14 protein-coding genes and 3 pseudogenes are annotated in these 12171 nt (G+C 47.2%); 11 read left to right on the top strand and 6 right to left on the bottom strand.

The genetic code is table 11. The features are described from left to right. The first annotated feature begins 31 nt into the window (after positions 1-31). From J2S20_RS01940 to J2S20_RS01995, 11 genes and pseudogenes are all read left to right on the top strand, one after another. The gene (locus J2S20_RS01940; protein WP_016300369.1) at positions 32-172 is read left to right on the top strand and encodes a Maff2 family mobile element protein; all 141 of its coding nucleotides are present in this window, start codon (positions 32-34) and stop codon (positions 170-172) included. 835 nt (positions 173-1007) lie between these two features. Further along, positions 1008-2927 carry a tetracycline resistance ribosomal protection protein Tet(32) gene (gene tet(32), locus J2S20_RS01950; protein WP_307252461.1) on the top strand — a complete coding sequence of 640 codons (1920 nt, stop codon included), beginning with the start codon at positions 1008-1010 and terminating at the stop codon, positions 2925-2927. Positions 2928-3008: 81 nt separating this feature from the next. Next, positions 3009-3463 (top strand): annotated as a pseudogene (locus J2S20_RS12205) (helix-turn-helix domain-containing protein). Positions 3464-3676: 213 nt separating this feature from the next. Then, entirely contained in the window at positions 3677-4444 is a 768-nt protein-coding gene (locus tag J2S20_RS01960) for a class I SAM-dependent methyltransferase (protein ID WP_002602097.1), read from the top strand. 204 nt (positions 4445-4648) lie between these two features. After that, entirely contained in the window at positions 4649-5095 is a 447-nt protein-coding gene (locus J2S20_RS01965; protein ID WP_002602096.1) for an RNA polymerase sigma factor, read from the top strand. Then, positions 5085-5288 carry a helix-turn-helix domain-containing protein gene (locus J2S20_RS01970; protein WP_002602095.1) on the top strand — a complete coding sequence of 68 codons (204 nt, stop codon included), beginning with the start codon at positions 5085-5087 and terminating at the stop codon, positions 5286-5288. Before J2S20_RS01965 ends, J2S20_RS01970 begins: the two co-directional genes overlap by 11 nt. A 533-nt stretch (positions 5289-5821) precedes the next feature. Beyond that, the gene (locus tag J2S20_RS01975; RefSeq protein WP_002602094.1) at positions 5822-6220 is read left to right on the top strand and encodes a plasmid mobilization protein; all 399 of its coding nucleotides are present in this window, start codon (positions 5822-5824) and stop codon (positions 6218-6220) included. Beyond that, positions 6192-7814, top strand: coding sequence for a relaxase/mobilization nuclease domain-containing protein (locus tag J2S20_RS01980; RefSeq protein ID WP_002602093.1), 1623 nt, complete (start codon positions 6192-6194; stop codon positions 7812-7814). Before J2S20_RS01975 ends, J2S20_RS01980 begins: the two co-directional genes overlap by 29 nt. Positions 7815-8000: 186 nt before the next feature. Continuing rightward, on the top strand, positions 8001-8192 hold the full coding sequence (locus tag J2S20_RS01985) for a hypothetical protein (RefSeq protein ID WP_006058351.1): 192 nt from the start codon (positions 8001-8003) through the stop codon (positions 8190-8192). Then, on the top strand, positions 8182-8940 hold the full coding sequence (locus J2S20_RS01990; protein WP_002605636.1) for a phage replisome organizer N-terminal domain-containing protein: 759 nt from the start codon (positions 8182-8184) through the stop codon (positions 8938-8940). Before J2S20_RS01985 ends, J2S20_RS01990 begins: the two co-directional genes overlap by 11 nt. Then, a pseudogene (locus J2S20_RS01995) lies at positions 8937-9461 on the top strand (P-loop NTPase family protein); the annotation flags it as partial. The gene J2S20_RS01990 and the pseudogene J2S20_RS01995, both read left to right, overlap by 4 nt. Before the next feature lie 84 nt (positions 9462-9545). On the opposite strand, the gene J2S20_RS02000 reads toward J2S20_RS01995, so the two are convergent. The 6 genes and pseudogenes from J2S20_RS02000 to J2S20_RS02025 form a co-directional block, all read right to left on the bottom strand. Beyond that, positions 9546-10481 (bottom strand): N-acetylmuramoyl-L-alanine amidase, encoded by a 936-nt coding sequence (locus J2S20_RS02000; protein WP_465223529.1) that lies wholly within the window; start codon positions 10479-10481, stop codon positions 9546-9548. Between the two features lie 39 nt (positions 10482-10520). Beyond that, positions 10521-10958 (bottom strand): annotated as a pseudogene (locus J2S20_RS12300) (glucosaminidase domain-containing protein); the annotation flags it as partial. A 47-nt stretch (positions 10959-11005) separates the two neighbouring features. Further along, on the bottom strand, positions 11006-11434 hold the full coding sequence (locus tag J2S20_RS02010) for a phage holin family protein (RefSeq protein WP_307252539.1): 429 nt from the start codon (positions 11432-11434) through the stop codon (positions 11006-11008). Between the two features lie 4 nt (positions 11435-11438). Next, positions 11439-11588 (bottom strand): XkdX family protein, encoded by a 150-nt coding sequence (locus J2S20_RS02015; RefSeq protein ID WP_307252541.1) that lies wholly within the window; start codon positions 11586-11588, stop codon positions 11439-11441. Positions 11589-11591: 3 nt separating this feature from the next. Beyond that, positions 11592-11894 carry a hypothetical protein gene (locus J2S20_RS02020; protein WP_307252544.1) on the bottom strand — a complete coding sequence of 101 codons (303 nt, stop codon included), beginning with the start codon at positions 11892-11894 and terminating at the stop codon, positions 11592-11594. After that, complete coding sequence (locus J2S20_RS02025; protein ID WP_307252547.1) at positions 11872-12135, bottom strand: hypothetical protein; 264 nt, start codon at positions 12133-12135, stop codon at positions 11872-11874. Before J2S20_RS02025 ends, J2S20_RS02020 begins: the two co-directional genes overlap by 23 nt. Positions 12136-12171 lie beyond the last annotated feature (36 nt).

Genomic DNA, 12171 nt, shown 5'->3' on the forward strand with positions numbered 1-12171 from the left:
AATCAAAAACATTTTTTAGGAGGATTATTTTATGGAATTTTTCAACAGCGCAGTTGGTGTTTTGCAGACTCTCGTGGTGGCTCTGGGCGCAGGTCTTGGTATCTGGGGCGTTATCAACCTTCTGGAAGGTTACGGCCAGGACAACCCTGCTTCCAATGCTCATGTACGGTAAGGAAGCAAGCAACCGAAAACAAGAGATAGACCGCCAGCACTACACTATTCCGAACCAAAGACCAAAAGATAAGCATTGTGGGAAAATCTAAACTTTTGGATTTTCCTACAATGCCGACTACGGCGGAATCCTTCCCACTCCTTATATCTTTATTTCCGTATACATTGAATTTGTATTTAGTAAATGCTATAATGTCCCTATTCAAATTATAAATGTGTTGAATTAGTTACATGTACATATTTTTTGTGCCGCATAAATACCCTGTTGAGGTTGTCGTTCTTTGTCCAGATGTGGAAACAATAAAAGGAAGGGAACGATACAGGGAGAAAACAGGCTATTCCGGCTTTACGGTTGAAACCTTATACGATACATTTATGCAGACAACACCACGGATCGGCTTTTGGCTGGACAATTCCAACCAAACACCACAGCAGACAGCAGAAACCATTCTGAACGCCAGAAAGTCGGTATGATTGTTACATATAAGGGGAAGAAAAATTTCTTTTAGGTACTTTCTTTCCTAAAACTAATGTGATATAATAGCATCATTCCAAAAAAGGAGTAAAAAATATGCGGCAAGGTATTCTTAAATAAAACTATAATCAAATAGTGGGAACAAAGGATTATGATAGTCCCTTTTGTGGGGGCTTGGTTTTTTGTACCCAATTTAAGAATACTTTTGCCTTATCAATTTTGACATATCCGAAAAACAGCAATCACAAACAGGTGTATGCTGTATATGTGTATGTCCGCAAATTATAATCCCCAGTGGTAAAAGTATTTTACTGCTGGGGATTTTTATGCCCTTTTGGGGCTGTAAAAGGAGGACAATCACATGAAAATAATCAATATTGGAATTCTCGCCCATGTAGACGCAGGAAAAACAACATTGACGGAAAGCCTGCTGTACACCAGTGGAGCGATTGCGGAACAAGGAAACGTGGATAAAGGAACTACAAGAACAGACACTATGATTTTGGAACGGCAGCGCGGAATTACCATTCAGACAGCGGTTACTTCTTTTTGCTGGAATGATTATAAAATCAATATCGTGGACACTCCCGGTCATATGGATTTTTTAACCGAAGCATACCGCTCTTTATCTGTCCTTGACGGAGCTGTTTTAGTCATTTCGGCAAAAGACGGCGTACAGGCACAAACCCGTATATTATTCCATGCGCTTCAGAAAATGGACATTCCGACAATTATCTTTATAAATAAGATAGACCAAAATGGGATCGACCTGCGGCGTGTTTACCAAAGCATTAAAGATAAACTTACCAGTGATATGATTGTCATGCAGGAGGTTTCCCTGTCGCCAAAGATAACCATGACCGATATTTCTGATTTGGACAAATGGGATATGATTATTTCCGGAAGCGATGAACTATTAGAACGATATGTTGCAGAGGATTCTTTGGATATACAGGAATTACAATATGAAAAGTGCAAAAGAACCAGATGCTGCTCTTTGTTTCCTGTTTATCATGGGAGTGCAAAAGACAATTTAGGAACAGAAAAACTGATTGAAGCGATTACAGAAACTTTCATTACAGAAACAGACGATATTCAGTCTGAATTATGTGGATATGTTTTTAAGGTTGAGTATACAGAGCGGAAAAAACGGCTTTCTTATTTACGCCTGTATCATGGGACGCTCCATTTACGGGATACCCTGCTGCTGTCAAAAAAGGAAAAAATAAAGATTACAGAAATGTGTATTCCGTCAAATGGTGAAATCGTCCCGGTTGACCATGCCTGTCCGGGAGAAATTGTTATTTTAGCTGATGATACTTTGAAACTGAACGACATTCTGGGAAATGAAAAACTCCTGCCTCACAAAACACGGATTGATAATCCCATGCCATTACTTCGGACAACGGTAGAGCCGCAAAAGCCGGAGCAAAGGGAAGCCCTGTTAAATGCCCTCACAGAGATTGCTGATACAGACCCTCTTTTGCATTTTGACATTGATACTGTTACACATGAGATTATATTATCTTTTTTGGGAAAAGTACAGTTAGAAGTTATTTGTTCGCTATTAGAAGAAAAATATCATGTGGGCGTGGCTATGAAAGAGCCTTCGGTTATTTATCTGGAAAGACCGCAAAAAAAAGCGAGCTACACGATTCATATTGAAGTGCCGCCGAATCCGTTTTGGGCATCTATTGGTTTGACTGTAACACCGCTTCCTGTTGGAAGCGGAACACAATATAAAAGCGAGGTATCTCTCGGCTATTTAAACCAAAGTTTTCAAAATGCCGTCATGGAGGGTGTGCGTTATGGAATGGAGCAGGGCTTATATGGCTGGGGAGTGACAGACTGCCAAATTTGTTTTGATTATGGAGTTTATTACAGCCCGGTCAGCACCCCCGCTGATTTTCGTTTTCTTGCGCCTGTCGTGTTGGGGCAGGCATTGAAAAAAGCAGGAACACAACTGTTGGAACCATACCTTTCCTTTACCCTTTTTGCACCGCAGGAATATCTTTCACGGGCTTATAATGACGCACCAAAGTATTGCGCAATCATTGAATCAACCAGACTTGAAAAAGATGAAGTTATTTTTAAGGGGGAAATCCCTGCCCGTTGTATTGGTGAATATAGAAATGATTTGAATTTTTATACAAATGGAAGAAGTGTCTGCATTACAGAATTAAAAGGGTATCAGGAAACTTCCGGCGAGCCTGTGTTTCAGCCACGCCGCCCGAACAGCCGTTTAGACAAGATCCGGCATATGTTTCAGAAGATAATGTAACATCTTGCGCAATGCAAACGTTCATTGCTGGCTATTGCGAAATATCATTGATAAAATCAGCATCAGAGAGGAGGAACCATTTTGAACCAGAAACAGACGGATATTACAACAGGAAAGCAAATACGTCATCTGCGAACACAATCGGGAATGACACAGGAAGAACTGGCTGGGAAATTGAATGTTACCCGGCAGGCGCTATCGAATTGGGAGAGAGATGTTAATGAACCCGATTTAAATACGTTGAAAAAAATTTGTTTTCTTTTTGGAGTCCACATGGACGATTTTGCGAAGGAGGTAATAACAAAAATGGAAACATGTGAAAAAAAGAGAAACGACAATTTAATAAGTATGATATGGCAATTGGACTTTTTTATGGTGTCGGGATATTTCTTGGCATTGGTATTTTCTTTGTTGGCGGTTTTATGACAATGTCGGGTGCAGGGTGGGGAGCATCACTATTTGGCGGTGGCTGTTTTTCTCTTGTATTTGGCTTGATATGCCATGCAGTTATTACATTGAGAAGAAATGACAAATGATGACATATCCTGCTTTCTAGTCTTTTCGGTCATATCGCGTAAAAAAGCCGCTGCTTTTGGCTTTCCAATAGCGGCGGCAAAGGGAAATATCCTTTGAATACCTTACAGAAGAAAAGTTTTGCAGCATTATAAAAATAAAAGCCTATACCATTTTGGAAAGAAAAGATACATAATAGTCAAGACGGCAACAATCAGAAGTTATGGAGGGTAACAATGGAATATAGTAAGGAAGATTTAATGGAAGCAAAAAGGCAAATTTTGGGAGTGGGAGAGAACATGGGAACAGAGGAAAGCAAAAAGATCTGGGAGAAAAACGCACAATTTTGGGATGATGCAATGGGTGACGAATCCAATGAATTTCACAGAGAGGTAGTACGTCCCAAAGTAACGGAACTTCTCTCTCCTGATCCTTCGGATTACATTTTGGATATTGCGTGCGGCAATGGAAATTATTCTTCGTATCTTGCACAGAGAGGCGCTTCGGTCGTCGCTTTTGATTACAGCAAAAAAATGATAGAATTGGCTAAAAGACGGCGATCACAATATGCAAAACAAATTGAGTTTTGCGTAGCGGATGCGACCAATAGAGAAAGCTTATTAGGATTAAAAAGAAATCGAGCCTTTACGAAAGCAGTTTCTAATATGGCAATTATGGATATTACGGATATTGAACCGCTTTTTATGGCTGTTTATGAACTATTGGAGGAAAACGGGATTTTTGTCTTTGCAACGCAGCACCCTTGTTTTATCACATTGACTGAAAAATATATGACACCGCACAGTTACTATGATATAGCGATCGAAGGGCAGCCGGAGGAGCAGATTTATTATCATCGTTCCATACAAGATATTTTTAACCTTTGTTTCAGAGCTGGATTTGTCATTGATGGATTTTATGAAGAATGTTTCAAAAACAATAAAGAAATTCCTATGGTAATGATAGTAAGGCTTAAAAAGGTAAAACGTGATAGCTTAAAATAAATTCAAGTTTGCCGGATAAATAGCAAACCCGGCCGAGCCAGTCAACGGTCAAGATGAACGGGCTTCGCCCGCCGTTGACAGCCCCGCCCGGTTTTGCAGTTAGGCAGTCAAGGAGCGACAGCCTAAAGTGCTGCCGCCCCTTACTATCATAAAAAGCAACTACTAACCAGCCACAGCCCTTTTGGGAGGAAAGGGGGATTTTCCATGACCTGTACAGAAGAATATCGGGAACATATCGAGTACACTTTCCATGCCTTTTGCAAAGTCGTTATCCGAAATGCAACGATCAACGCAGCGAGGACACGGAGCAGGAAGCACAAAAGAGAAATATCCCTTGAATACCTCACAGACGAAAAGCACTACCCTTTAGGCACGACAGATGAATATTTCCAAGCCCCGGAGCCGGACGAGGAATACATACTTACCCTTTGCGGCGATACGGTCATTTTCAGCAGCGGTTTACTTGCGGAAGCCCTGTCACGGCTGGACGAACGGGAGCGGGAAATGATTTACCTGTCCTTTTTCAAGCGTATTCCACAGCACGAAATTGGCAGACAGTACGGGCGCAGCCGCAGCACAGCGGGCTACCATATCCGAAAAGCCCTACGGCAGCTCCAAGCGGAAATGGAGGGAATGGCATATGAGAAATAATAGGCTTCTCCCCTATGAAACAATCGTCCAAGCCGCCAGCGGGGAGCCGGAAGCGGTGGGAACTGTATTGCAGTATTACCGCCGCCGCATACAATGTGCCGCCCGTGTGAATGGACGGGTAGACCAAGATACAGAGGACTACATCACCCAGACGCTTCTCACAGCTATTTTCAAGTTCCGCTTTGGGAGATAGCCCTACCGCCTACAACTGAATAACCGCCGCTTCGCCGGCAACCAGAAAGCAGTAAATCTATTCAACAGATTTGCTGCTTTTTTTCGTTCCTGTTTGGCATTTTTGAAAATCCCCAGTATGAAAAAACAAAAGGGAAAATAGCCGCCGCAGTTGGCAAAATCCCTTACTTATCCGTAGAGGGTATCAAAGAAAAAAATACTGCCATTGTCCGCCTATTCCGGCTTGCGTGGTGTTGTAGGGAATAGAGGGGAAATTCTAAAAATCTCCGTCCATTTTGCTTTGCGTGGTGTTGTAGGTAGTGAAAGGAAAATTTTCAAGATAAGCCGGAATAGCGGGTAGCAAAGCCCTTTTGAAACGTTTTGTTAGCGGAAAGGACGGGAGCCGGGGAACGCCGGAGTTTTTCAGAGCAAGATTCTACCGAGGTGCCAAAATTCGCTCTCCGCTTATTTTTGCCCCTGCGGGAATCTTGTTGGGGAGTGCCTTCCCCAAACCCTGCTATGCGCCCTGTCGGGCGAGAAAGGAGGTCACAGACCATGCGAAAGAAATACAATACGCCCCACCGCCGTCATGTGGTAAAGACCCGCATGACCGATGAAGAATACGCCGACTTCACCGGGCGGCTGGCGGCTTATGAAATCAGCCAGTCCGAGTTTATCCGGCAAGCCATACGGAAAGCGACCATACGCCCCATTGTCACCGTTTCCCCGGTCAATGACGGGCTGCTTGCCGCCCTCTCCAAGCTCACGGCAGAGTACGGGAAAATCGGCGGCAACTTAAACCAGATTGCCCGGAGCCTGAACGAATACGGAAGCCCCTACCGGGGGCTGGAAAAGGAAGTGCGGGGAGCCGCCGCCGACCTTGCCGCCTTGAAGTTTGAAGTCTTGCAGAAAGTAGGTGAAGCCGTTGGCGATACTCAAACATATCAGCTCTAAAAATGCCAACTACGGGGACGCTGAAAAATACCTCACATTCGAGCATGACGAGTTTACCATGAAGCCCACCCTTGACGCAGACGGGCGGCTCATACCGAGGGTAGACTACCGCATATCCTCTCTGAATTGTGGCGGGGAGGATTTTGCCGTTGCCTGTATGCGCTCCAATCTCCGCTACGGCAAGAACCAGAAACGGGAGGACGTAAAGAGCCACCACTACATCATCAGCTTTGACCCACGGGACGGCCCGGACAACGGCTTGACCGTTGATCGGGCGCAGGAGCTGGGCGAGAAGTTCTGCGCCGAGCATTTCCCCGGACACCAGGCCCTTGTCTGCACCCACCCGGACGGACACAGCCACACCGAAAATATCCATGTGCATATCGTCATTAACAGTCTGCGGATTGCGGAGGTTCCCATGCTGCCCCACATGGACAGGCCAGCGGACAGGAAAGCAGGCTGCAAGCACCGCTGTACGGACGCAGCTATGAACTATCTGAAAGCCGAAGTCATGGAGATGTGCCACAGCGAGGGGCTTTACCAGATAGACCTTTTGAACGGCAGCAAAGAACGCATTACCGAGCGTGAGTATTGGGCGCAGAAGAAAGGACAGGCTGCCCTTGACAGAGCCAACGCCCCTATTGCTGCGGACGGTATCGCGCCCCGGCAGACCAAGTTTGAAACGGATAAGGCGAAGCTGCGCCGGACTATCCGGGAAGCCCTTGCCGCTGCTTCCGGCTTTGATGAGTTTGCCGCCCTGCTTCTCCGGCATGGTGTGACCGTCAAGGAGAGCCGGGGGCGGCTAAGTTACCTCACGCCGGACAGGACGAAGCCAATTACCGCCCGGAAGCTGGGGGACGATTTTGACCGGGCTGCTGTCCTCTCCGTTTTGGAGCAGAACGCCGCCAGAGCCGCCGAAAAACCCGCAGCCATAGCGGAATACCCCGGCAGTATCAAAGACCGCTTACGGACGAAAAAAGAAGCGAAAAACGCCCCGAACAATGACGCTGTACAGCGCATGGTAGACATAGCCGCCAAGCGAGCCGAGGGGAAAGGACGGGGCTATGAGAAGTGGGCGACCATGCACAACCTCAAACAGATGTCGGCTACCCTCATGCTCTACCAGCAGTATGGCTTTTCTTCCCCGGACGAGCTGGACGCTGCCATTTCCGCAGCCAACACCGCCACGCAGGAGAGCCTTGCCGGACTGAAAGGGCTGGAAGCCGCTATCCGGGAGAAAAAGGAATTGCAGCGCAACCTTTTGGGCTATATCGGCACGAAGCCCGCCCGTGACGGTCTGAAAGCGCAGAAATCGGAGAAAGCCCGGAGAGCCTACCGGGAACAGCACGAAAGCGATTTTATCATAGCGGACACAGCCGCCCGTTATTTCCGGGAGCATGGAATAACCAAGCTGCCAGCCAGCAAAGCCCTGCAAAGGGAGATTGAGCAGCTTACCGTCCAGAAGAACGCCGGATATAACGACTACCGGGAGAAACGCCAGCGGGCGCAGGAGCTTCAGACAGTCAGACGCAATATCGACCAGATTTTAAGGGGCGCACCGAGCCAGCAGAAAAAGCGTGAACAGGAGCGTTAAAGACCGCCCCGAAATGATACCGAAACCCTACAAAAATACAGGTATGATATGAACCCTTACCGCAATACTCCCCGACTTCCAAACGGGGCTTACAGGGCAGAAAAAGCCCGAAAATGATACCGAGAACATACAGAAAATGCCCCCTATCCCGCTACACCGATAGGAACGGCAGAAAGGAGCTTACCATTGCCGAGAATGAGCAAGAAGCGGCGGCTGGAATGGTCTTTCTTCCTCAACCACCGCAACCGTATCACTTACAACGACCTATGCCGGGGCTGCACCCGTGACTGCAAACAGAGCTTCCGGGCGGTTATCATACTATGCCCTCGCTATTATTCCAAACGCTGGAAAAAGGAGGACGCAGCCTATGGCAGATAACCGCAAATATTACTACCTCAAGCTGAAAGAGAGCTATTTTGACGATGATGCAATCGTTCTGCTGGAAAGTATGCAGGACGGCGTTATCTATTCCAACATTCTCTTGAAGCTGTACTTGAAATCGCTGAAAAACGGCGGGAAATTGCAGCTTGACGAGAATATCCCCTACACCGCCCAGATGATTGCGACCATTACCCGCCAGCAGGTAGGTACCGTAGAGAGAGCTTTGAAAATCTTTATGAAGCTGGGGCTTGTGGAGCCTTTGCCAAGCGGCGCACTCTACATGAGCAACATTGAGCTTTTAATCGGCCAGTCCTCTACCGAGGGGGAGCGCAAGCGCAGGGCGCGGCTGGCTTTGCAGGAACAAAAAGCCCTGCCGCAGACAGGGGCGGACAAATGTCCACCATATCGAGCGGACATTTGTCCACCAGAGATAGAGATAGAGAAAGAGATAGATATAGAAATAGAAAAAGAGAGAGAGTTAGAAACGGGACACCCCGCCCCCGCCGCCTATGGCAGATACCACAATGTCATTCTTTCCGATACGGAGCTTGACGGGCTGAAAACAGAGCTTCCCGGCAAGTGGGAGTATTACATTGACCGCCTATCCTGCCATATCGCTTCCAGCGGGAGGAAATACAAGAGCCATGCAGCCACGATTTTCAAGTGGGCGCAGGAGGACGCAGCCAAGAAAGCCCCGAAAAAGGGCATACCCGATTATACCTGTAAGGAGGGCGAGAGCTTATGACGAATGGATTTGATGAAATGATTTTGAATATGACCGACACCACGCCGGAGCCGGAGGACTACACCGGCGAGGACGGGCTTTTATACTGCGGGAAGTGCCACAAGCCCAAAGAGGGCTATTTCCCCAAAGAAACCGCCGCATGGCTGGGGCGTGACCGCCACCCGGCAGAATGTGACTGCCAGCGGGCAGAGCGTGAGGAACGGGAAGCCGCAGAGAAACAGCGCAGTCACCTTGAAACTGTCGAGCGGTTGAAGCGGCGGGGCTTTACAGACCCGGCTATGCAGGGCTGGACGTTTGAGAACGACAACGGCAAGTGCCCGCAAATGGAACACGCCCATTTCTATGTGGAGAACTGGGAAACCATGAAAGAGCGCAACATTGGCTATCTGCTATGGGGCGGCGTTGGCACAGGCAAGAGCTATTTTGCGGGCTGTATCGCAAATGCCCTTATGGAGCGTGAAATCCCCGTGTGCATGACAAACTTTGCATTGATATTGGGTGACCTTGCCGCCAGGTATGAGTGCAAATCCAATAATCACAGGAAAACTGTTAATTCACACGTTTCACTGTAGATTGAAGTCCCATTCCTGGAAGCGATTCTGGGATTATGATACCTTTGTGGTGTAGCCCAGGGAAATCCACCCTGCGCCAGATTTCAGCTTACCCCACTTTGTTGCGCCCTGTCCTGTGCTTTCCTGCACGATTGTGTAAACTCCACCGTCACGAATAGCACCCGCCAGTGCGTAGTTCGTACCTGCACCCTTACGGATATTCAGAACCGAAGCCGTAACCTTCACTCTATAAGAAGAGAATGCAGGCTTGCTCTCCGCAGGGTACACAGCATTACCCGAACCATCAAACACCTTGTAGTCGGGGTTCTTGTCTGCACAGGCTTTCGCATTCGCCAGAGAAGAGAATGCACCCATCTGGGAAGTACTATCAGCCCAGGTCTTGCGGACACGGTAAAGCGTGGTGGTACTTGCGGGCTTCTCTTCGGCAGTATTGCCGCCAAGACGGGTAGTAACCTTTGCTGCCAGATCACCCATACGGGAATAGAGCCAATCACCAGGGCAAGACTTGTTTGCAAACCATCTATGTACAGTCAGAACCATCTCATCAGACTTCGGACTGTACGCCAGAGTCTTGTTCTTGTCACCGAACCAGAGCAGCTTCTTCTTGCCATTACGCTTGCATATATCCACGCAGAGGTTAATGAGGGAAGCGTACACAGCGTCCGTCATAGCGTAAGGATGGGTCTTGTCAGACGCACATTCGATGGTCACAGCACGATGGTCATTCACAGAACTGGAAGAACACCAGGAACGGTCTTTCTCTTCTACACACAGAGAGATTCTGCCGTCATAACCAATACCATAGTTGCAGCTTGCCTGCCAGGAAGGACTGGTGAAGCAACCGCAGATACTCTCAGCAGAAAGCTGACCGACTACACAGTGCGGGGTAATACGGTCAATCGCATGATTGCGGGGGCTGTTTTTGTTAGGTGAAATTTTGGTGTAGGACACCTGAGAACTATTACTCATTTTCATTTCCTCCTTGTCATATCGGGTAAGGTCATACCTCTCAATGACAGTCATAAGGTTGTCTACATATTTCAGAGAAGTTGCATACCCGTCAGCTTTGATATTCTCAAGGTACTGTCTGGGGTCAGTCACACCCTTCAAGTTAGAATAGGTAGAAATGTTGGTGAAATCGAAATACCCGATGACACCATCTTCCATGCTCTCAAACTTGCACCATTCCATAGCGGAACTGGTGTAACTTCCATCCGAGTTCTGCTCACTGCCTACTTTGTGATAAATGCCCACGCAGGTCTTGCAGCGTCCTTTACGATACTTCAAGCCAAAGTAGTTATGAGCATTGACTGCCAGTTCAGACGTACCTTTGTTACTTTCAAGAATTGCCTGGGCAATAATTGGGCTGAACACGCATACATTGTAAGCAGCAGCATATTTCTTAATGTACCCGGTAATACTGTCAATAAACTCCTGGGTAGCCATAGGTCATCACTCCTTTATAGGAGAAAGGGCGAACCCTCTCTCCCGCCTTAGTTTGTGCCGTTGTAGGTATCGGACTTCTTCTTGAGTACTTCGATTGCGGCGGTAATAGCCGGGGGAATGTTGATACCCATAAGTCCTGCGTTCTCCACGATAGAGATAGTTTCGTTTGCCACGACTGCAATAACCACAGCGTCACGAATAAAATTAGTTCCAGTAATCAAATCCAGGCGGCAGGCAACCAGAACCACCAGAAGAGAAACACCCTTACGGCACAGCCCCTTCCAACCTGCACGGCTTTCAAGCGCACCATTCTCAGTCTTACCACTGTTATGAAACACACCTGCGACAATCAGACCTGTAACATAGTCAATCGCCATGAAGATAACCAGGGTTGCCAGAGCAGCGTCCCAACCGCCAAACAAGGAAGCCATGAAGCTACCCGCAACTCCGATTGCTGTACAAATCCATTCTTTCATAATCTTAGCCCTCCTTGCTGTAATCCTCCCTAGTAATTTCCTTGTACTCTTCTGGGGTAATCCACTTGCCTACTGCGTTCCACACCATCTTTTCAGACCAAATGCCCATCTTGTAGAACTTCTTTACCTTCTCATAATTCTTGCTATGTGCCATGATTTACACCTCCATATCCACGCCAGTCATCATTGCCATGTACTCAAGTTTGCCCGTGAGTTCTGCATAGCGCATTTCCTGCTCAGTCTTTTCACGGAAGCAGAGATACCAACCGTCAGCATACTGAACCTGCTGAATCAGTTCAGCGTTGTGCATGATCATCTGAGTGTCACCATCCACAATCGTAAGAGTGGGCAGATTGTCCTCAAATACGGACACATCAACCTCAGTCTTGCTGACATAGTTGTTACCATTCTGCTTGAAGCCCTTGAGTTCCGTGCCGTCAGCTAAAATCAGTTTTACCATAGTAGTGTTCCTCCTTTAATTTCTTGCAAAGGTCTAACATATTTGACCTCTGTATCTTGCTCATGTAGTGGCAATGACCATTGAACCATGACCTAAACCAGTCATCGAAATCCTTCTCTGAGAGAATGAGTACCAGTTTCTTAGCCTTTCTTCTCATACCTGTAAGCCGCTTCGGATGAATCTTGTGAATCACCCGCCCGGTATCAGTAAGCGAATACTGAATCTGTAGAAACCTCCACATTTCAGACAGTTTGCATATTCTGGTTTTCCGAAGGTT

It is taken from the genome of Moryella indoligenes, from assembly GCF_030812885.1.
GTDB lineage: Bacteria > Bacillota > Clostridia > Lachnospirales > Lachnospiraceae > Moryella > Moryella indoligenes.